This is a genomic window from Bacillus sp. 2CMS4F (genome assembly GCF_023161785.1).
GTDB lineage: Bacteria > Bacillota > Bacilli > Bacillales > Bacillaceae > Bacillus > Bacillus halotolerans.
The window spans coordinates 366910-388062 of sequence record NZ_JALNTO010000002.1; the positions used below are offsets into that span (position 1 = coordinate 366910).

General features: G+C 44.6%; 24 protein-coding genes. 18 read left to right on the forward strand and 6 right to left on the reverse strand.

Annotated features, from left to right (window positions below; genetic code table 11):
* Nucleotides 1-858 carry a prephenate dehydratase gene (gene pheA, locus MTN95_RS05275; RefSeq protein WP_024122347.1) on the forward strand — a complete coding sequence of 286 codons (858 nt, stop codon included), beginning with the start codon at nt 1-3 and terminating at the stop codon, nt 856-858.
* 21 nt (nt 859-879) lie between these two features.
* Here the strand turns inward: pheA and MTN95_RS05280 are convergent, their stop codons facing one another.
* Nucleotides 880-1422: a transcription repressor NadR gene (locus MTN95_RS05280; RefSeq protein WP_024122346.1), complete on the reverse strand. Its 543-nt coding sequence runs from the start codon at nt 1420-1422 to the stop codon at nt 880-882.
* The gene (locus tag MTN95_RS05285; RefSeq protein WP_248337261.1) at nt 1388-2569 is read right to left on the reverse strand and encodes an IscS subfamily cysteine desulfurase; all 1182 of its coding nucleotides are present in this window, start codon (nt 2567-2569) and stop codon (nt 1388-1390) included. Before MTN95_RS05285 ends, MTN95_RS05280 begins: the two co-directional genes overlap by 35 nt.
* Nucleotides 2570-2671: 102 nt before the next feature.
* On the opposite strand from MTN95_RS05285, the gene nadB reads away from it, so the two are divergent.
* The 6 genes from nadB (at nt 2672) to MTN95_RS05315 (ending at nt 9031) form a co-directional block, all read left to right on the forward strand.
* The gene (gene nadB, locus MTN95_RS05290) at nt 2672-4267 is read left to right on the forward strand and encodes an L-aspartate oxidase (RefSeq protein ID WP_248337262.1); all 1596 of its coding nucleotides are present in this window, start codon (nt 2672-2674) and stop codon (nt 4265-4267) included.
* Complete coding sequence (nadC, locus tag MTN95_RS05295; RefSeq protein WP_248337263.1) at nt 4221-5090, forward strand: carboxylating nicotinate-nucleotide diphosphorylase; 870 nt, start codon at nt 4221-4223, stop codon at nt 5088-5090. Before nadB ends, nadC begins: the two co-directional genes overlap by 47 nt.
* The gene (gene nadA / locus MTN95_RS05300; protein WP_248337264.1) at nt 5077-6180 is read left to right on the forward strand and encodes a quinolinate synthase NadA; all 1104 of its coding nucleotides are present in this window, start codon (nt 5077-5079) and stop codon (nt 6178-6180) included. Before nadC ends, nadA begins: the two co-directional genes overlap by 14 nt.
* A 115-nt stretch (nt 6181-6295) precedes the next feature.
* Complete coding sequence (gene safA, locus MTN95_RS05305) at nt 6296-7459, forward strand: SafA/ExsA family spore coat assembly protein (protein WP_248337265.1); 1164 nt, start codon at nt 6296-6298, stop codon at nt 7457-7459.
* A 146-nt stretch (nt 7460-7605) separates the two neighbouring features.
* Nucleotides 7606-8208: a YhcN/YlaJ family sporulation lipoprotein gene (locus MTN95_RS05310; RefSeq protein ID WP_059293496.1), complete on the forward strand. Its 603-nt coding sequence runs from the start codon at nt 7606-7608 to the stop codon at nt 8206-8208.
* A gap of 103 nt (nt 8209-8311) precedes the next feature.
* Nucleotides 8312-9031 carry a YebC/PmpR family DNA-binding transcriptional regulator gene (locus MTN95_RS05315; protein ID WP_217827916.1) on the forward strand — a complete coding sequence of 240 codons (720 nt, stop codon included), beginning with the start codon at nt 8312-8314 and terminating at the stop codon, nt 9029-9031.
* A 48-nt stretch (nt 9032-9079) separates the two neighbouring features.
* Here MTN95_RS05315 and MTN95_RS05320 read toward each other — a convergent pair whose 3' ends face one another.
* Both MTN95_RS05320 and MTN95_RS05325 read right to left on the reverse strand, forming a co-directional pair.
* Nucleotides 9080-10534: an alanine/glycine:cation symporter family protein gene (locus tag MTN95_RS05320; RefSeq protein WP_248337266.1), complete on the reverse strand. Its 1455-nt coding sequence runs from the start codon at nt 10532-10534 to the stop codon at nt 9080-9082.
* Nucleotides 10535-10804: 270 nt separating this feature from the next.
* Nucleotides 10805-11083 (reverse strand): DUF5412 family protein, encoded by a 279-nt coding sequence (locus MTN95_RS05325; RefSeq protein ID WP_227597920.1) that lies wholly within the window; start codon nt 11081-11083, stop codon nt 10805-10807.
* Nucleotides 11084-11334: 251 nt separating this feature from the next.
* On the opposite strand from MTN95_RS05325, the gene MTN95_RS05330 reads away from it, so the two are divergent.
* Nucleotides 11335-11457: a hypothetical protein gene (locus tag MTN95_RS05330; protein ID WP_216394355.1), complete on the forward strand. Its 123-nt coding sequence runs from the start codon at nt 11335-11337 to the stop codon at nt 11455-11457.
* Nucleotides 11458-11498: 41 nt separating this feature from the next.
* On the opposite strand, the gene MTN95_RS05335 is transcribed toward MTN95_RS05330, so the two are convergent.
* Complete coding sequence (locus tag MTN95_RS05335; RefSeq protein WP_248337267.1) at nt 11499-12149, reverse strand: phosphotransferase; 651 nt, start codon at nt 12147-12149, stop codon at nt 11499-11501.
* 237 nt (nt 12150-12386) lie between these two features.
* Here MTN95_RS05335 and iolG point away from each other — a divergent pair, with 237 nt between their 5' ends.
* From iolG to yajC, 9 genes are all read left to right on the forward strand, one after another.
* Nucleotides 12387-13412: an inositol 2-dehydrogenase gene (gene iolG, locus MTN95_RS05340; protein ID WP_248337269.1), complete on the forward strand. Its 1026-nt coding sequence runs from the start codon at nt 12387-12389 to the stop codon at nt 13410-13412.
* A gap of 83 nt (nt 13413-13495) precedes the next feature.
* Entirely contained in the window at nt 13496-14803 is a 1308-nt protein-coding gene (locus tag MTN95_RS05345; RefSeq protein WP_024122332.1) for an MFS transporter, read from the forward strand.
* A 47-nt stretch (nt 14804-14850) separates the two neighbouring features.
* On the forward strand, nt 14851-15360 hold the full coding sequence (locus MTN95_RS05350; protein WP_105953499.1) for an intercompartmental signaling factor BofC: 510 nt from the start codon (nt 14851-14853) through the stop codon (nt 15358-15360).
* 139 nt (nt 15361-15499) lie between these two features.
* A complete protein-coding gene (gene ruvA / locus MTN95_RS05355) occupies nt 15500-16105 on the forward strand; it encodes a Holliday junction branch migration protein RuvA (protein WP_024122330.1) in 606 nt (201 codons plus the stop codon).
* A 10-nt stretch (nt 16106-16115) separates the two neighbouring features.
* Entirely contained in the window at nt 16116-17120 is a 1005-nt protein-coding gene (ruvB, locus tag MTN95_RS05360) for a Holliday junction branch migration DNA helicase RuvB (RefSeq protein WP_024122329.1), read from the forward strand.
* Nucleotides 17113-17313 (forward strand): DUF2905 domain-containing protein, encoded by a 201-nt coding sequence (locus tag MTN95_RS05365; RefSeq protein WP_248337271.1) that lies wholly within the window; start codon nt 17113-17115, stop codon nt 17311-17313. Before ruvB ends, MTN95_RS05365 begins: the two co-directional genes overlap by 8 nt.
* Before the next feature lie 26 nt (nt 17314-17339).
* Entirely contained in the window at nt 17340-18368 is a 1029-nt protein-coding gene (gene queA, locus MTN95_RS05370) for a tRNA preQ1(34) S-adenosylmethionine ribosyltransferase-isomerase QueA (protein WP_024122327.1), read from the forward strand.
* A gap of 26 nt (nt 18369-18394) precedes the next feature.
* On the forward strand, nt 18395-19540 hold the full coding sequence (tgt, locus tag MTN95_RS05375) for a tRNA guanosine(34) transglycosylase Tgt (protein WP_024122326.1): 1146 nt from the start codon (nt 18395-18397) through the stop codon (nt 19538-19540).
* Nucleotides 19541-19587: 47 nt separating this feature from the next.
* The gene (gene yajC, locus MTN95_RS05380) at nt 19588-19854 is read left to right on the forward strand and encodes a preprotein translocase subunit YajC (RefSeq protein ID WP_024122325.1); all 267 of its coding nucleotides are present in this window, start codon (nt 19588-19590) and stop codon (nt 19852-19854) included.
* Between the two features lie 58 nt (nt 19855-19912).
* On the opposite strand, the gene MTN95_RS05385 is transcribed toward yajC, so the two are convergent.
* Nucleotides 19913-20299 carry a TIGR04086 family membrane protein gene (locus MTN95_RS05385; RefSeq protein ID WP_024122324.1) on the reverse strand — a complete coding sequence of 129 codons (387 nt, stop codon included), beginning with the start codon at nt 20297-20299 and terminating at the stop codon, nt 19913-19915.
* A 196-nt stretch (nt 20300-20495) separates the two neighbouring features.
* Here MTN95_RS05385 and MTN95_RS05390 point away from each other — a divergent pair, with 196 nt between their 5' ends.
* Complete coding sequence (locus tag MTN95_RS05390) at nt 20496-21152, forward strand: DUF421 domain-containing protein (RefSeq protein ID WP_024122323.1); 657 nt, start codon at nt 20496-20498, stop codon at nt 21150-21152.
* Nucleotide 21153: the final 1 nt, after the last annotated feature.

Genomic DNA, 21153 nt, shown 5'->3' on the forward strand with positions numbered 1-21153 from the left:
ATGAAAGTCGGTTATTTAGGTCCAGCAGCTACATTCACACATCTAGCAGTCAGTTCTTGTTTCCAAAATGGCGCCGAGCATGTTGCTTACCGCACGATACCGGAATGTATAGATGCGGCAGTCGCAGGTGAGGTTGATTTTGCTTTTGTTCCTTTAGAGAACGCATTAGAAGGATCAGTAAATTTAACAATAGACTATTTAATACATGAACAGCCTCTGCCCATCGTAGGTGAAATGACATTACCGATTCATCAGCACTTACTCGTTCATCCTTCCAGAGAAAATGCGTGGAAAGATCTAGACAAAATTTATTCTCACTCACATGCGATTGCGCAGTGCCATAAATTTCTCCATCGGCATTTTTCTTCTGTGCCGTATGAATACGCCAATTCAACCGGAGCGGCGGCAAAGTTTGTCAGTGACCATCCCGAGCTGAATATCGGGGTGATTGCCAATGAAATGGCGGCTTCTACATACGAATTAAAAATCGTAAAACGGGATATACAGGATTATAGAGACAATCATACGCGATTTGTCATTCTGTCTCCTGATGAAAATATAACCTTTGAAGTGAATTCAAAATTGAATTCAAGACCAAAAACAACACTGATGGTGATGCTTCCGCAGGATGATCAGTCCGGAGCGCTGCATAGAGTGCTGTCTGCTTTTTCTTGGAGAAACTTAAACCTGTCAAAAATCGAATCCCGTCCGACCAAAACCGGGTTAGGGAATTATTTCTTTATTATTGATATTGAACAGGCGTTTGATGAAGTATTAATCCCTGGGGCTATGCAGGAGCTTGAAGCGCTCGGATGCAAAGTAAAGCTGCTTGGTACATATCAATCTTATCAATTATAAAAAGCCCTATTAGGGCTTTTTTTAGTCTTCAATCAAAATACCGGCTTCTTCGAGTGCTTGACAGGCTTGATCAATGCGATATTCATCGGGTGCTGTCAGTGTATGAAGATGCACACCATCTGTCAGCTGTGATAAATAGGCGGCATTTGTGGAATTGATCTTTTTGATGAAATGTTCGACTTCTTTTCGCGTGCCGACTTGGATCGCTGCAGTTAAATCTCCGTATACAGGGTGCTCAATTTTTACGTCTTTTACAGTTACCCCTTCATCCACGATGAGCTGCAATTCTTCTTCTGTCCGTTCAGGCCCGTGCAGACAAGCTATGATTCTTTCTGCCTGCTGATGCTTCTGAGCGGCGGCGTCGAGATAGACATAGCCTTGGCTTGTGGCGATAATCGGCTCGTTTCTCGCTTTTAAAAGCGAGATATCCTGAACGATCACCTGTCTCGAAACATTTGCTTTTTTTGCGAGCTCTCCTCCTGTCAGCGGCGATGTGGATTCCTTCAGCCACAAAAGAAGCTGCTCACGCCTATTGGCGCCCAAGAGCTTTAATTCTTCGGTCAATATGATATTCTCCTTTCCTTTGTTCCAAAAGCGCTGTAAACGTATGTAATAACATATCCAGCTGTTCAGTTGTTGTGTTTTTTCCGAAAGAGATGCGGATAAATTGCAGGGCTTCCTGTTCTGTTTTTCTTAACGCTTTCATCGTTTCAGACGGCCCGTGATAACCTGCAGAACAAGCGCTGCCCGTTGAAATGCAAATATTATTCCGATTACATTCTAACATAACATATTGTCCTTCAAATGAGCCAAAAAAACACCCGATAATATGGGGCAGACATTCTGTGTTTGCACCATCTGCCGCAAGGGTTAGAGGGAGAGACCGAATACGGATTTGTTCTAAAAAGTATTGTCTTAACATTTGATTATGGGATATCTGACTTTCCATTTCACTTACGATCAGCTCCGCTGCCGCTGTAAAGGCTCCGATACCCGGTACGTTTATCGTGCCTGCTCGAAACCCATTCTCATGAACGGTGTCAGGGTACACCGGTTTCCAATTGACGTCCGGCCGAATATAGACAGCTCCGACTCCTTTAGGGCCGTGAATTTTGTGACTGGAAATAGAGAGAGCATCCACCCCCATTTCTTCAGTATGGATGGGCAGTTTGCCGAATGTTTGTACCGCATCACAATGAAGAAGAATTTGCCTGTTGTGAAGATACGATGACAGGTGTTTAATGGGCTGAATAATTCCTGTTTCTGAATTGGCATGCTGAATAGAAACCAGGCCTGTGTCCGGGCGAATATGAGCTGCCAATATTTCCTCGGTAATAAGTCCGTACTCGTTAGGCTTAATGATTGTCACGTCAAAGCCATGATTCTGCAGTAAAGCAGCACAGTTATGGATTGATTGATGTTCCATGGCAGTCGTAATAAAATGTCTTTTTGTTTTTGGTAGGCCGTTTAACAAAGATTGAATGGCAAGAAAATTGGATTCAGTGCCGCCGCTTGTAAAATATATACCGCCTGTTTCTCCGCCGATTATGTCAGCTATTTTCTCCCGGCAGTACTCCAGTATATGATTTGCTTTTCCCCCAGCGTCATGCAAGCTGCTGGCATTCCCGTACATATCAATGCTGAGCTTCTGAAATACGTCCAGTGCTTCCTCGCAAATTGGCGTGGTTGCTGCATAATCTAAATAAATCATCCGGTCTTTCCTCCATATGTTCTTCATAAAAAACTCTTGAGTTTATTTTATCGTTGTGTAAATATAGGTGTCAAGACAGGTGTAAACAACAGGAGGTGGCATATGTCTATAAAGACGATTGCGGTCATTGGTTCAGGAGCGGCGGCACTTGCCCTGGCTTCTGCACTTCCGCCATCATACCAGGTGACTGTCATCACGAAAAAAAGCACAAAAAACAGCAATTCAAGACATGCACAGGGCGGAATTGCGGCGGCTTATGCAAAAGATGACTCGATTGCGTCTCATATGGAGGATACGTTATATGCAGGCTGCGGACATAACGATCAAAACATCGTATCAGACGTTTTACTTGATGGAAAAACCATCATTGAGAATTTTTTGGAGAATGGCTTTCCATTTGACCGGGATAAACAAGGCAAAGTCAGCCTCAGCAGGGAAGGAGCCCATACGCACAACCGCATTTTTCATGCAGGCGGAGACGCTACAGGCAGCATGCTCATTGATTACTTGCTGAAACAAATCAATAGCCAAATCGAAGTCATCGAGAATGAAACAGCGGTTGATTTGCTGATGAAGAATGGGCGCTGTGCCGGTGTAGTGACGAAAGACAGCCGCGGCCGGATCAATTTGCGGCATGCGGATGAGGTTGTGCTGGCAGCTGGCGGATGCGGAAGCTTGTTTCAGCACCATACGAACGATCCATCTGTCACGGGTGATGGTCTTTCACTTGCTTACCGGGCCGGAGCGGAATTAACTGATTTAGAGTTTACCCAGTTTCATCCTACACTTCTTGTCAAAAATGGCGTCTCGTGTGGGCTTGTTTCAGAGGCAGTCAGAGGTGAGGGCGGTTTTATAACAGACCAAAACGGCCGCCGTATTATGGCCGGACGGCATCCGCTGGAGGATTTAGCACCACGGGACGTCGTCTCGCGGGTGATTCATGAAGAAATAGTAAAAGGAAAACGTGTGTATATCGATTGCAGCGCTATTTCTGACTTCGAAGTGCGTTTTCCCACAATCACCTCTATTTGCGAAAAGGCAGGGGTTGATATTCGCAAAAGAAAAATACCTGTTGCGCCGGGAATGCATTTTTTAATGGGAGGCGTTTCAGTCAATCGGTGGGGAGAAACAACTGTACCCGGGCTTTACGCGATAGGGGAAACAGCATGCACCGGCTTACACGGAGCCAATCGTCTTGCGAGCAATTCTTTGCTGGAGGCACTTGTGTTTGGTAAAAGAGCAGCAGAACATATCATGAGAAAACCGGCTGATAACAGGTATAGTCAATTCAACGGTGAAACCAGCGGAGTTTATGAGGTGCCGAATATCGAGCTTTCTGAACTGCAAAACAGAATGACAAGCGACATGTCCATAGTAAGAGAAAAAGACAGACTGATGGGGATGAGCAATTGGCTTTATGGGCTCCCATCTCAGAAGATAAATGTGAAGGATATCACAATTCCGCAGCTGGAGCTTTCTCACTTGTGGCAGGTTGCAAAGCTGATGACTTCGTCTGCTCTATTGCGGGAAGAAAGCAGGGGGGCGCATTTTCGAATTGATATTCCTCAGGCTGATGCAGGCTGGCAAGGAAAACAAATTGTCCATACAAAAAAGAGAACCAAAATGAGAAAAAACGAAGGGATTTGGAGAAATGAATCATTTACAGCTGAAAAAATTGCTGAATCACTTTTTTCATGAGGATATAGGGACGGGAGATCTTACATCACAGTCCATCTTTGAAGGACAGAACTGTGAGGCCTCAATTGTTGCAAAGTCAGACGGCATTTTCGCCGGAGCTGCGGTGATTAAGGAAGGCTTTGCTTTATTAGATGAAAAGGTTCAGACCTTTTTACCCAAAAAAGATGGAGATCATTTGCGAAAGGGTGATGTGATTGCCGTCTTACGCGGGCCGGCCGCTGCTCTTCTTTCTGGAGAGAGGGTAGTATTAAATCTTATTCAAAGGCTGTCGGGTATTGCGACGATGACAAGGCAGGCTGTTGAACGGCTTGATGATGAACAGATTAAGATTTGTGACACAAGGAAAACGACGCCGGGGTTAAGAATGCTCGAAAAATATGCGGTCAGGGTCGGAGGAGGATATAACCATCGATTCGGCCTGTACGACGGAATCATGATCAAAGATAATCACATTGCAGCTTGCGGTTCCATTGTAAAGGCGTGTGAAAAAGCGCGGAAGGCTGCAGGGCACATGGTGAATATTGAAGTGGAAATTGAATCTGAGGAGCAGCTCAGAGAAGCCATTCTTGCTGAAGCTGATGTCATTATGTTTGACAATTGCCCGCCTGACACTGTCCGCCATTTTGCAAATATCACACCGGATCACATTAAAACCGAAGCTTCCGGAGGAATTACATTAGAATCTCTGCCCGCTTTTAGAGGGACGGGTGTGAATTATATTTCCTTAGGCTTTCTGACTCATTCGGTCAAAAGCTTAGATATCAGCATGGATGTGGCGTTAACAAATCAGTCAGTGGAGGAATGCGGTTATGTCAATTCTTGATGCAATCAAACAATTTGAAATGATGCCTGACCATTATAAAGAGCTGTCAATGAAAGAGATGGAGAGACGTGTTGCAGCGATTAAGGAAAAGTTCGGGAGCAGGTTGTTTATTCCAGGCCATCATTATCAAAAGGATGAAGTAATTCAATTTGCTGACCAAACGGGCGATTCACTCCAGCTTGCCCAAATGGCGGAAAAAAATAAGGATGCGGAATATATTGTATTTTGCGGCGTACATTTTATGGCAGAGACTGCTGATATGCTGACAGGTGCGGACCAAACGGTCATCCTGCCAGATATGAGAGCGGGCTGTTCTATGGCTGATATGGCTGACATGCAGCAGACGAACAGGGCGTGGGAGAAACTTCAGCATATATTCGGCGACACGATCATACCATTAACCTATGTGAATTCTACAGCGGAGATCAAGGCATTTGTCGGAAAGCACGGCGGAGCGACTGTAACCTCCTCCAATGCAAAAAAAGTGCTTGAATGGGCGTTTACACAGAAAAAACGCATTTTATTTCTGCCCGATCAGCATTTAGGAAGGAACACCGCTTATGAACTTGGTATCCCGCTTGAGGACATGGCTGTCTGGGACCCGATTCAGGATCAATTAGAGAACGAGGCAGAACAAAACGATATCAAGGTTATTCTTTGGAAAGGCCACTGCTCTGTTCATGAAAAATTCACCGTGAAAAATATAAATGATTTGAGAGAACGAGATTCTGACATCAGGATCATTGTTCATCCTGAATGCTCCCATGAAGTCGTAATGCAAAGTGACGACAGCGGATCAACGAAATATATTATTGATACAATCAGCCACGCTCAGCCGGGAAGCAAATGGGCAATCGGTACAGAAATGAATCTTGTTCAGCGACTGATTCAAGAGCATTCCGACAAACAAATTGAATCACTCAATCCGGATATGTGTCCATGTCTGACGATGAATCGAATTGACCTCCCGCATTTGCTCTGGTCTTTAGAGCAAATAGAAAAAGGAGAACCAGCAGGCGTGATCAAAGTGCCGAAAGTCATTCAGGACGATGCCCTTCTAGCGCTGAATCGAATGCTTTCCATCACGTAAATCAGAAATATTTCCCCTCCTATACTCATAATTTCATTTGATCAGGCATATGTTGTGAAGAAACATATTGTAATCACAACTGAACTGTTCACGTTTTGCATAGGAGGGGAAAACGTTGAAAATCCATATCGTTCAAAAAGGCGATTCACTCTGGAAAATAGCTGAAAAATACGGAGTTGATGTTGAGGAAGTAAAAAAACTCAATACGCAGCTCAGCAATCCAGATTTAATCATGCCTGGAATGAAAATAAAAGTGCCGTCTGGGGGTGTTCCAGTCAGAAAAGAGATAAAAGCGGGCAAAAGTCCGGCGGCAGTCGGGGATGAGAAGCAAGAACACCCATTTTCCAAGGAGAAGCCTAAATCCGTTGTCGACGTAGAAGACACAAAACCGAAAGAAAAGCAGTCTGTTCCTTTTGTCCCGCCGATGCCGAATTTGCATGATAATGTGTATCCTGAAGCTGATGTGAACGATTATTATGATATGAATCAGCTTTTTCAGCCTTGGTCACCTCCTAAACCGGAGGAGCCTAAAAAGCATCATGACGGAAATATAGATCATATGTATGACATGCAAGATCAATTTCCACAACAGGAGGCAATGAGTAATATGGAGAATGCAAATTATCCGAATATGCCTAATACGCCTAAGGCGCCAGATGTAGGCGGTATGGAAGAAGAAAACATCCACCACACTGTTCCGAATATGCCGGCAGTTCAGCCATACTATCCGTATCCAGCCCATTTTGTGCCATGTCCGGTTCCTATCTCACCGGTTCTGCCTGGATCCGGCCTGTGCTACCCATACTATCCTGCACATGCATTTCCGATGCATCAGCCTTATGGCTTCCAGCCAAGTTTTGTATCACCTTCGCAATATGATCCGGGTGAATATGATAACCAGCATCATGAAAACAGCCATCACGGGCATTACGGATATCAGCCTTCGCACGGCGCGCCTCAATATGCATCGCCGGCTTATGGATCTCCTTATGGGCATATGCCATATGGTCCTTATTATGGCGCTCCTCAAGTGATGGGTGCTTATCAGCCAAATGTGGCACATGGTTATATGCCGCCATTTAAGGATCATGATGATTGCGGGTGTGACGATGATCAGCAGCCATACTTCTCAGCACCTGGATATCAGGGAGGAGCATATGGAACTCCTTATATGCCTTACGGAGGAGCAAATCCGAATCCGTATGCAGCAGGAACTTCCATGCCGAATCAGCCTTCAACAAACCAGATGTTTGGACGGCCGGAAGAAGAAAGTGAATGATTGTTCGGGACGATGTAAATCGTTCCTTTTTTTGTATTGCCTTACAATCGTCGAATGGTCATAACTGACACGCTTAACATATCTCCCTGATGCACATGATAAAAACGAGCACAACATGCTCAATCAGTCCTCGGGGGGTTTTTCCATTGGGTAGAAAGTTAACAATTGCAGGCCTCATTTTGATGACAGCCGGATTAACAGCATGCGGCGCAAATAATGATGCCCTTAATGATACTCGTAATAACGGTAATAACGGCAATACCCGTCCAATCGGATATTATACAAATGAGAATGACGCTGACAGACAGGGAGACGGGATGGATCACGACGGCCCGGTCTCTGAATTGATGGAGGACCAGAACGGCCGTGACCGAAACACAACCAATGTAAACGACCGTGTTACTGCAGATGATCGCGTCCCATTGGCAACTGACGGAACATATAACAACACAAATAACAGAAACATGAACCGAAATGGGACGAACAACAACGGGTATGATAACCAAGAGAACAGAAGACTTGCCGCAAAAATCGCCAATCGTGTGAAACAAGTCAAAAACGTCAACGACACACAAGTGATGGTAACGGATGACAAAGTAGTCATCGCAGTCAGAAGCCACGCTGATTTCACACAGTCTGACAGGCAAAATGTCAAAAAAGCCGCACGAAACTATGCGGATGGCCGTGACGTTCAAGTATCTACAGATAAAGGACTGTTCACAAGACTTCATAAAATGAACAGACGCTAGGACTAAGAAGGCCGCCGGAGAGTGATTCCCGGCGGTCTTTTTCTTTACAACGGCTTGCAATACCCATTAAAGTGTACATAGAAATATCAAGGAAGGTGAAAGCATGGCTGGCCATTCTAAGTGGAAAAACATCCAAAAAAGAAAAAATGCGCAAGACGCAAAGCGCGGAAAAGTATTTATGAAGCTTGCTAAAGAAATCTATGTGGCAGCAAAGCAAGGCGGAGCCGATCCTGAAGCAAATTCAGCATTGCGGCTTGTGATTGAAAAAGCAAAAGGCGCCAATATGCCAAATGATAATATAGACCGTGCCCTAAAAAAAGCCGCAGGAAGCCAGGACGGCAGCAGCTACGAGGAAATCACCTATGAAGGCTACGGCCCATCAGGGGTTGCCGTCATGGTGGAGTGCTTAACTGATAATAAAAACCGTACGGCGACAAATGTGCGGACAGCTTTCAATAAAAACGGCGGAAGTCTCGGAGAAAGCGGATGTGTAGCATTTTTATTTGAGCGGAAGGGGTACATTGCAATTGACCGTACACATCGGCAAATAGAAGAGGATGACCTGATGCTTGATGTCATAGAAGCGGGCGGCGAAGAGCTGCAGACAGAGGATGAATACTTTGAGGTATTAACAGCGCCTGAACGTTTTGAAGAGGTAAAAACAGCACTTGAAGCAAATTATCCAGTCGATTCAGCTGAAGTAACCATGATTCCGAAAACATATGCAGATGCTGATGATGAGGCTGTTGAAAAACTGGATAAATTGATTGATGCGCTTGAAGACGATGATGATGTTCAGGCAGTGTATACAAATTACCAGTAATATAAAAAAGACCGGCGCGAAGTGATCTCAGGCCGGTCTTTTTTCGTCTTAAGAGACGCGCTCATTTTCGTGTGTGTATTCTTTCTCCCAGAAATCAGCGTTTTTGATGCCGAGAGCTTTAGGATCAAAGACTGGGTCTAAGCCTTGTTTCTTCTGTTGCTCATAATCCTTTAACGCAATAAGCGCCGGCTTGGCGAGCAAAACAATGGCAATGACGTTCAGCCAAACCATAATGCCAAGTCCCGCGTCACCTAATGCCCAAGCAAGTGTAGCGGTTTTGACAGCACCGTAGAATGTCGCGGCTAAAATGATCATTTTTAAGCCGAGCATTGCCCACTTGCTTTCTCTGCCTCTCGCTAAATATGCGATATTTGTTTCAGCGATGTAGTAATAAGCCATAATGGTTGTAAAAGCGAAGAAGAACAAAGCAATAGCGACAAAGCCTGCACCAAAGCCGGGCAGCACACTGTCAATGGCGGCCTGAGTGAAGCCCGGTCCAGCTTCTACACCTTTCAGGTGATTGACAATAAATGAACCGTCGGCAGCCTGTGTATTGTACATACCGGTAAATAAAATCATGAATGCTGTAGCGGAACATACAAATAAAGTATCGATATAAACAGAAAATGCCTGAACCAATCCTTGCTTTACCGGATGAGATACCTCTGCGGCGGCAGCGGGATGAGGGCCTGTTCCTTGTCCGGCTTCGTTTGAATAAATGCCTCGTTTGACGCCCCATGAAATGGCCATGCCGATGAGACCGCCGAATGCGGAATCTAACGCAAAAGCGCTTCTGAAAATCAAAGAAATGACAGCAGGCAGTTCAGAAATATTCATCACAATGATGATCAGAGAGAGCAGAATGTATCCGACTGCCATAAACGGGACAATCATTTGTGCGGCACTGGCGATGCGTTTTACACCTCCGAAAATGATAAAACCTAATAAGAGAACAAGAAAACAGCCAGTAATGGCAGGAGAGATGCCGAATGCATTTTGGACGCCCGCTGCAATGGAGTTGGACTGGACCCCTGGCATAAGGAGAGCCATTGCAATAAGGGCCGCAGCCGCAAATAAAACAGCAAACCACTTAATGCCTAATCCTTTTTCTATATAATAAGCGGGTCCGCCTCGATATTGGCCGCCTTGTTTCACTTTATAAATTTGGGCAAGAGTAGATTCGACAAAGGCGCTTGAAGCACCGATAAAAGCAATGGCCCACATCCAGAACACCGCGCCGGGTCCGCCGAACGCAATTGCTGTTGCCACACCTGCAATGTTTCCGGTCCCCACCCTGCCGGACAGCGCGATTGATAATGCTTGAAAAGAAGATACCCCTGCCTCTGAGCTCTTGCCTTGAAACATCAGCACAATCATTTCCTTGATGTGTCTGACTTGTAAAAAACGGGTCACAATAGAAAAGATCAATCCAATTCCTAATAAAATATAAATGACGGGTGTACTCCATAAGATCGCGTTTAAACTAGCAACAAAATCTGCCATCAAGCTTCCTCCTCACGTCGTTTCGATTGCTTTTATAAAGAGGATTTTGGGTTAATTGAACTATTTTTACAATTAATCTGTCACATTATTTAACGTGTAATGATCATGAGAGGGGAGAATGGGGTGAAAAAAGCGCAGCGTATGAAGTACGCCGCGCTTCTGTTTATAAAGGCATGTGGACACCAATTGTGAAACAGTCCTTGAGAAATAAATAGCCAAGATCTGCCATTGCGTATATAAAAGGCAAAGCGATAAGGATCTTTCATTATCTCACCTCACTGATGCTTGCGGCGGTTCCTCACGAATCCAATGATCATCCTTTCGCCAATCATAAGTTTCATCGATATTGAGATGTAAAGTCTGGCTGCCGATTTTTACTGTATTGTTGTTCAACCATTTAACAGATGGTCTGCTGTCAGGATAATTCCAATAGATTGTTTTTTTGACAAGTGTTTTTTCATTCACGAGTTCGCCTCTGGCGGCATCTGAGCTTAAGGTATTTTTGGATACATAAGTGTTTAGCGTATAGCTTCCGTCAGGCGATTCCACTGATTGTACGAGGCTGCCTTACGGAACATTTTTCAGTGGAAAAAACATCCAATAGACGGCACCGCCAAAAAACAGAAGACATGAGAATATTATAAGAAGGACTTTACTGCGTGTTTTGATGTGACTATCTCCCTTTTTTCTCCCATTTTACCACATCACGGACTTTATACGATCTTTACATTTCTTTAAAATTTCCTCAATAAAGTGCAGGTATGATAAAAGAAAATAGATAAAGGGTGGAGGAGACAGAAATGGAAAACACATATTGTCATTCCAGCGAAAAGAACTCAGAAGCGGTTTATTTGAGTGTGAGAGGGTATCGCATCAAGCTGTCGCCTGAACAAATGAATTTAATTTCTGCTGTCAGAAAGTAAAAATAAAATGATAAAGGCAGCCGCATATGCGGCTGCCTTTTCTATGAAGAATATTTTCTTTTCCGTTGTGCAAAGTGCTTCTGAAACCAATCTTTTTTATATAAAAAAGCAATAACCTCAAGCCAAAAGCCCGGGATTTTTTTCGGGAAAATCGGCTTTTTATAAAGCGTATGATACGCCGTTTTTAAATCGTCCCACTGCGTGCACGTTTTCGTCTGTTCAAATCTCGCAACATCAATGACCCGCACTGCTCCGGATTCTGTCAGAATCAGATTGCGCAAATGAATGTCTGACGGGTTGAGGCCGGCTGCACGGGCGTCAGAAAGTGCGTCCTCTACCTGCTGAATCATATCGTCGCTGATCGCGATGCCTTTTTTCAGGCAGTTGTAAAAGGTATCGCCTTTAATATATTCCATTAAAATAAATGAATCACCAGTTTCATAAATGTCAGGGTAGAATGCGGATCCGGCTAATTTTTCATAAATCGCTGCTTCTTTGACGGCTGTCGCTTGATACTCCGGAAAAAATACCTTCAGCGCCGTTTTCCGGTCACCTTCTGTTATGGCAAACACATAGGCGCTTCGTCCCTTGCCGATCAATGTTAATTCCTCGGGTTTCTCTTTGACTTTATCAAATCTGCTGTTTTGGCGGTATATGACTGAATGGGCCAGTGCCTCTGCTTTTGTCAGCATTTCATTCACCTTCTTTGCTCTATTTTATGCAGTTGTTTATAAGAAAATCCAAAACTGTTCAGGAAAAAGAGCCTAAATATAGTGTATCTGGTCTTGGGAAAGAAGGCTACCTATAAGCTTTGATTGTGATAAAAGAGACATGAAAACGTTTATTCCACTCCTTGAAAAGCGCTTACAAATGGGATACTATTAATTTTAAATAAAGCGCTTTCGTAAACTATCAAGGGGGAACACGCTATGACGAAACAGATGGTGACAGGAATTATCGGTGCAGGGCGCATCGGCAAACTTCATGTTCAAAATATACATCGGATTCCTCATATGAAAATAAAAGCGGTTTCTGATATTTCTGCAAGCTGGTTACAGGATTGGGCTGCCAGTCACCACATTGAATACATAACCGCTGACTATAGAGATTTATTACTTGATCCTGATATTGACGCTGTATTTATCTGTTCGCCAACAAATACACATGCGCAAATCATCAGAGAAGCAGCTGAGGCGAAAAAACATATTTTTTGTGAAAAACCAATCAGTTTTTCTCCCGATGAAACGAAGGAGGCACTTGCGGCCGTGCGGAAACATGGGGTTAAGCTGCAAGTCGGATTTAACCGCCGTTTCGACCCTCATTTTAAGAAAATCAAAACCATTGTCTCAAATGGGGAAATCGGCACTCCTCATTTATTAAAAATTACGTCACGGGACCCTGAACCGCCGAATGTTGATTATGTCCGCACATCAGGCGGCTTATTTATCGATATGTCGATTCACGATTTTGATATGGCGAGATACATCATGGGAAGTGAAGTGACGGAAGTGTATGCAAAAGGAGCGGCTTTGGTGAATCCGTCCTTTGCAGAGCTGGGGGACATTGATACGGCTGTCATTACCTTGACATTTGCAAACGGTGCCATGGGTGTGATAGACAACAGCCGTCAAGCTGTGTACGGATATGACCAGCGGGTCGAGGTTTTCGGCACGAAAGGCTCGGCAACAGCGGACAACAGCAGGCCGACGACGGTAGAAGTGTCCACCGCTGACTTTGTCATGAAGGATAAACCGCATTTCTTTTTTCTTGAACGCTATAAGGAAGCCTACACAGAAGAGATTCTTCAGTTTGCAGACGCGATCAAAACCAATCGGGAGACTGCCTGCACCGGCGATGACGGCTTTCAGGCGGAACGTATAGCAAGGGCGGCTCAGCAGTCACTCGCTTTAGGCATGCCTGTCAGCATTGAACATACTGAAAAAATTGTTTTTTAATATTCAGATAAAGGGATTACAATACAGCAAGCTTGGGTATATACATTCCATTGATACTTTATAAAAAGTAGGCGGTGGAAATCATGAATACAGCACATGCTAAAGGAAATGCTTTAAACAAAATCGGAATTCCTTCTCACATGATTTGGGGTTATATTGGTGTGGTCATCTTTATGGTTGGAGACGGACTTGAGCAAGGATGGCTGTCTCCTTTTCTTGTTGATCACGGTCTCAGTATGCAGCAATCTGCTTCGCTCTTTACGGTGTATGGCATTGCTGTCACGATTTCGGCTTGGCTATCAGGAACCTTTGTCCAGACTTGGGGGCCAAGAAAGACGATGACGGTCGGTTTACTTGCTTTTATCCTCGGTTCGGTTGCTTTTATCGGCTGGGCGATTCCTCATATGTACTATCCGGCTCTCTTGGGCAGCTACGCGCTCAGGGGCTTGGGGTACCCGCTGTTTGCATACTCGTTTCTTGTATGGGTATCATACAGCACCTCTCAGCAAATCCTTGGTAAAGCCGTCGGCTGGTTTTGGTTTATGTTTACGTGCGGCCTGAACGTGCTTGGACCGTTTTATTCGAGCTATGCGGTTCCGGCGATTGGAGAAATCAATACGCTTTGGAGCGCTTTACTATTTGTGGCAGCAGGCGGAGTTCTCGCACTGTTTTTTAATAAAGATAAATTTATGCCTGTACAAAAACAAGATCAGCCGAAATGGAAAGAGCTGTCGAAGGCGTTTACAATTATGTTTGAAAATCCTAAAGTCGGCATCGGCGGCGTAGTCAAGACAATAAATGCTATCGGACAATTCGGATTTGCGATATTTCTTCCGACCTATTTGGCGCGTTACGGCTATTCTGTTTCAGAATGGCTGCAAATTTGGGGGACGCTGTTTTTTGTCAACATTGTATTTAACATCATTTTCGGCGCGGTTGGAGATAAACTGGGCTGGCGCAATACTGTCATGTGGTTTGGCGGAGTCGGCTGCGGCATTTTTACACTGGCGCTCTATTACACGCCGCAATTGATCGGGCATCAGTACTGGGTGCTGATGATCATTGCCTGCTGCTACGGTGCGGCACTGGCCGGATATGTTCCATTAAGCGCGCTTTTGCCGACGCTTGCGCCTGATAACAAGGGTGCTGCCATGTCTGTGTTAAATCTGGGATCGGGTCTGTGCGCTTTTATTGCTCCCGGCATCGTGAGCCTTTTTATCGGCCCGCTCGGCGCAGGCGGCGTGATATGGATTTTTGCAGCATTATATTTTCTCAGTGCTTTCCTGACACAATTTCTGACGATTTCAGAACGGCACGCCGATATGTATCCAGAGGAACGGCTTGTCAGGAAAAATGTGCAAACAAATTTTGAGGAAACGGTTAAGCAGTAGCCTCTTTGGTCAGACTAGTCATAAACGTGTGCAAAGAGGTGTAAAGGGTGAAACGATTTAGCACTGCGTATCTGTTGCTGGGGATTTTATGCTCAGCCGCAGCTTTTCTAATGGGTGCTCCCCGCGCGTCAGGGGCGGAAGTGGAGCACTATGAACCGCTGCAGGTGCATGTGCAGCTTGAAAAAGTGTTTTTGGATGGAGAGGTCAGCATCGAGCATAAGCGTGAAAAGGTGCTGTCCATGGATGACTTTTGGGCGGATTATGCGGGATGGACGCTTGTCGAACATAAAAATGGGTACGTTCTATTTCGGAAGCAGGTGGACGATATTTCTCCGCTCAGCAAGGTGAATGGTTATATCGGCGTTTCTGACAGCGGAGTAATTTCCACCTTTCATGGACGGCCAGAGTCGGATTCTGAACCGATTCAATCTTTTTTTCAAATTGACTTAGAAAGACTGGAGAGCCATATGCAAAAAAATCTCGAAAAAGGCATTCCGTTTCGGACGAAAGCGGAGTTTGAAGATGTCATAGAACATATCAAGACGTACAGCGGGTGACCACTGCTGATTGAAGACATGTGCTCATGTCTTTTTTTTTCGTGGAACAATGAATGAGAAGCGAACATATGTTAACTTTTCTTTAAGCCTTTGGCTGTTTTTATGGTACAATGAAGAACAGTCAAAGAGGTGAATTTTCGTGATCGAATTTGTTAAAGGGACGATTGATTATGTATCTCCCCAATATATTGTGATAGAAAACGGCGGCATTGGCTATCAAATTTTTACGCCAAATCCGTTTATATATAAGGAGAGAAGTCAAGAAACCATTTTTACGTACCATCATGTAAGAGAAGATGCGTTTTTACTATACGGCTTTTCAACAAGGGAGGAAAAAGCGCTCTTTACAAAGCTGTTAAATGTGACCGGGATCGGTCCAAAAGGGGCACTCGCCATTTTGGGATCAGGTGACCCGGGAGCGGTCATTCAAGCAATTGAAAATGAAGATGAAGCCTTTTTAGTCAAGTTTCCGGGTGTCGGCAAAAAAACTGCCCGCCAGATTATCCTTGATTTAAAAGGAAAGCTGGCTGACGTCGTGCCTGAAATGATTGAAAATCTGTTCAATCATGAAGAAAGACTTGAAAAACAAACGGCAGAAACGGCGCTTGAAGAAGCACTGGAGGCACTTAGGGTACTTGGTTATGCCGAAAAAGAAATCAAAAAGGTACTTCCTCACTTAAAAGAGGATATTGGTCTGACAACAGACCAGTACGTAAAAAAAGCATTACAAAAACTATTGAAGTAAGGTGATGTTCATGGATGAACGGCTCGTCTCAAGTGAAGCAGACAACCATGAATCAGTGATAGAGCAAAGCCTGAGGCCTCAGCGCCTGGTTCAATATATCGGGCAGCATAAGGTAAAAGAGAATTTGCGTGTTTTTATAGATGCCGCAAAAATGAGACAGGAAACGCTTGATCATGTTCTTTTATACGGTCCGCCAGGGCTTGGAAAAACGACGCTTGCTTCCATCGTTGCCAACGAAATGGGAGTGGAGTTGCGGACGACTTCGGGACCTGCGATTGAAAGGCCGGGTGATTTGGCTGCGATCTTAACGGCGCTCGAGCCGGGGGATGTATTATTTATCGATGAGATACATAGGCTGCACAGATCGATTGAAGAGGTGCTTTATCCGGCAATGGAAGATTTTTGTCTTGATATTGTCATTGGAAAAGGGCCTTCTGCCCGTTCAGTCCGTCTTGATCTTCCGCCTTTTACACTGGTCGGCGCCACGACAAGAGTAGGGCTTTTGACGGCGCCGTTAAGAGATCGATTCGGCGTCATGTCGCGGCTTGAGTATTATACACAAGAAGAGCTTGCTGATATTGTTACGAGAACGGCTGATGTGTTTGAGGTTGAAATTGATCAGCCGTCAGCGCTTGAGATTGCCAGAAGATCAAGAGGAACGCCGCGGGTGGCCAACCGCCTGCTGAGAAGGGTCCGGGATTTTGCACAGGTGTTAGGCGACAGCCGGATTACAGAAGAGATTTCTCAGGACGCTTTGGAGCGGCTTCAAGTCGACCGTCTTGGCTTGGATCACATTGATCACAAGCTGCTGATGGGAATGATCGAAAAATTTAACGGCGGTCCGGTGGGGCTTGATACGATTTCAGCCACGATCGGCGAAGAACCGCATACGATTGAAGATGTGTACGAACCGTATCTTCTGCAAATCGGTTTTATCCAGAGAACGCCGCGGGGAAGGATCGTCACACCGGCCGTTTATCATCATTTTCAAATGGAGGCTCCCCGATATGACTGAATTTCCTAAGATCATTATGATTCTTGGTGCTGTTTTGCTTATTATCGGATCGGTTTTGCATTTTGTCGGCAAGATGCCGGGAGATATTTTTGTGAAAAAAGGAAATGTGACGTTTTTCTTCCCGGTTGTCACTTGTATTATCATAAGTGTGGTATTATCAATCTTGCTTAATCTTTTCGGCAGAATGAAATAACAAAAGACTAGAATAAAGGTGAAATTATGAAAGTTGATTTATTTGATTTTGAACTTCCGGAACGTTTAATTGCACAGGTGCCATTGGAACAGCGTGACGCTTCAAGGCTGATGGTGCTTGATAAACATACAGGAGAGCTGACAGACAGCTCGTTTAAACAGATTATCAGTTTCTTTAAAGAAGGGGATTGTCTCGTGCTGAACAATACCCGCGTTTTGCCTGCCCGGTTATTCGGAACAAAAGAGGATACGGGGGCAAAAGTAGAACTGCTTTTGCTGAAACAGGAAGCCGGTGACAGGTGGGAAACGCTCGTCAAACCGGCAAAACGGGTAAAAAAAGGAACCGTTGTAACTTTTGGAGACGGCAGATTAAAAGCTGTCTGCACGGAAGAGCTGGAGCATGGCGGCAGAAAAGTTGAGTTCCAATACGACGGTATTTTTTACGAGGTGCTGGAATCACTCGGAGAAATGCCGCTTCCGCCATATATTAAGGAACAGCTTGATGACAGAGAGCGCTACCAAACGGTGTTTTCAAAAGAAATCGGATCTGCCGCTGCGCCTACAGCCGGACTTCATTTCACGGAAGACATTTTACAGCAGCTGAAGGACAAAGGCGTTCAGATTGAGTTCATCACACTGCATGTCGGTCTCGGAACGTTTCGTCCGGTCAGTGCCGATGAAGTGGAAGAGCATAATATGCATGCAGAGTTCTATCAAATGTCAGAAGAAACGGCCGCGGCTTTAAACAGCGTAAGGGAAAAGGGCGGACGGATTATTTCTGTCGGCACGACCTCAACCCGCACGCTTGAAACGATTGCCGGTGAACATGATGGGCGATTTAAAGCATCAAGCGGATGGACATCTATTTTTATTTATCCGGGCTATGAATTCAAAGCCATTGACGGAATGATTACAAACTTTCACTTGCCGAAATCATCATTGATTATGCTGGTCAGTGCGCTTGCAGGCAGAGAAAACGTTCTGCGTGCGTATAACCATGCGGTTGAAGAAGAATACCGTTTCTTCAGCTTCGGCGACGCAATGCTGATTATATAAATTGAGAACAGGAGGCCTCATAAAAAGTGGCTGAACAACCAATACGCTATGAATTTATAAAAGAATGCAAACAAACAGGGGCGCGCCTGGGCAGAGTGCATACTCCCCACGGCTCCTTTGAAACGCCTGTTTTTATGCCGGTCGGCACACTGGCGACAGTCAAAACAATGGCGCCTGAAGAGCTGAAGGCAATGGACGCGGGCATCATATTAAGCAACACATATCACCTATGGCTCCGCCCGGGACAGGATATTGTAAAAGAAGCGGGCGGACTCCATAAATTTATGAACTGGGACCGCGCAATTTTAACAGATTCAGGCGGTTTTCAGGTCTTTTCATTAAGCAAGTTTCGTAATATAGAGGAAGAGGGCGTTCACTTCCGCAATCACTTAAATGGAGATAAGCTGTTTTTATCTCCGGAAAAAGCGATGGAGATCCAAAACGCACTCGGCTCTGATATTATGATGGCATTTGACGAATGCCCGCCATATCCGGCAGAATACGATTACATGAAACGGTCAGTTGAGCGGACAAGCCGCTGGGCTGAACGCTGCCTCAATGCCCATGCCCGGCAGGACGAGCAAGGCCTGTTCGGTATTGTTCAGGGGGGAGAATACGAAGATTTGCGCACACAAAGCGCGAAAGACTTGATTTCCCTTGATTTTCCGGGATATGCTATAGGTGGATTGTCCGTTGGTGAACCGAAAGACGTTATGAACCGGGTGCTTGAATTTACGACACCGCTTTTACCGAAGGATAAGCCGAGGTATCTGATGGGAGTTGGTTCTCCGGATGCTCTGATTGACGGAGCGATCCGCGGAGTAGACATGTTTGACTGTGTGCTGCCTACCCGTATTGCACGGAACGGCACAGTGTTTACTGCTGAAGGCCGGCTCAATATGAAAAACGCAAAATTTGAGAGAGACTTCCGTCCGATTGATGAAGAGTGTGATTGCTACACATGTAAAAATTACACACGGGCGTATATCAGACACTTGATTCGCTGCAATGAAACGTTTGGACTCCGATTAACAACTTACCATAACCTTCATTTTCTGTTACACTTAATGGAGCAGGTAAGACAGGCTATTCGCGAGGATCGTCTGGGTGATTTCAGAGAAGAGTTCTTTGAGCGTTACGGCTATAACAAGCCAAATGCGAAAAGCTTCTAATATAAAAAGCCATAATGGCAAGTTTGTTTCAGAAAGGGGGGAAAAAGATGACAGGTACTTTAGGTACATTAGTTCCTATTATTTTAATGTTTGCGGTTCTTTATTTCTTGCTGATCCGTCCGCAGCAGAAGCAGCAAAAAGCTGTGCGTCGAATGCAGGAGGAACTGAAAAAAGGCGATTCAGTCGTGACAATCGGTGGATTGCACGGTACAGTTGACTCTATCGACGAAAGCAAAGTCGTCATTAAGACTGGTGATAACACACGTCTTACTTTCGACCGCCGCGCGATCAGAGAAACTTCTGCTGCTGAATAACAGCAGGAGTTCATACATAGCAAACAAAAAAGAGCGGGTAACCCCCGCTCTTTTTTTATTAGGAAGATCTGCTTCCTCTCAAATTCACTCCGAAAATGCCGCCAAGCATACATACTCCTAAAAAGCCAAGATGGAAGAGCAGCTGTTCTGCTGTAAATGTTTTTCCGAATCCCAGATATTGAAACAGTAAAATAATCAAGGAAAAGCTTAAAGCAGTCAATGCCCCAATCAGCCATCCTCTTTCCTTCCCTTTCCCGCCAGATATGAATCCGCCGATAAATAAAGAAAGAAATGATACGGCGGTAATCAGCCAGTTGAATGATGATTCTTCAAGCGAGGTTGCTGTCAGTAAAAGTGAAACGGCTAAACTCGTTAGGAGCATGGCTGAAAAAATAGCGATTAAGCCGTAGAGTATGCCTTTTCCAACTTGTTTCGTTTCCTCCATGAATTTCTCCTCCCTGCCTATCTATAAAGGCTTCTGTTCTTTTTAAACAAAGCCTCAGACATGCTGATGGCTCGTCTTTGTAAAAATGTATTCCCTCGTTCCGTGAATTAGACGTAAAAGCTTTATGAAATACGATCGCTTTTTCTTACATAAATCGTATGTTTTGTTGCATGCTATGATGAGTTGGAGGTGCATGATGGAAGAGCTTCTTACTATAACGTTTCGCACAGTCGTATTATATTTTGTGATCCTGATTATTTTTCGTTTCATGGGCAAGCGGGAGATCGGAGAGCTTAGTATATTAGATCTCGTTGTCTTTATCATGATGGCAGAAATTGCTGTCCTGGCCATAGAAAACGTAGAGGACCATCTGTTTCATACCATTTTGCCAATGCTTGTGCTAATGATGATCCAAGTGACGTTTGCATACATATCCTTAAAAAACCGGAACGTACGTCAGCTTCTTGACGGCAAGCCCACCATTATCATTAAATACGGAAAAATTGACGAAAACGCCATGAAATCACAGCGTTATAATTTTGATGATTTGATGGTTCAGCTAAGAGAAAATAATATCGACAGAGTGGCAGATGTATCATTTGCTATATTAGAGCCGTCAGGCAAACTGACTGTCGTAAAAAAACAAAACAATGATGAACATAGACAGCTGGAGATGCCGCTTATCATTGACGGTGACATTCAAACTGAGAACCTGGCTCGGATCGGCAAAGATAACCAGTGGCTTGAGGAGAATTTATTGAAACAGGGATATACGAATCCTTCAGCTATATCATTTTGTTCGTTTACTGACGGCGAATTTTTTATTGATGAAAAAGATGGGCACCGCACCTGAT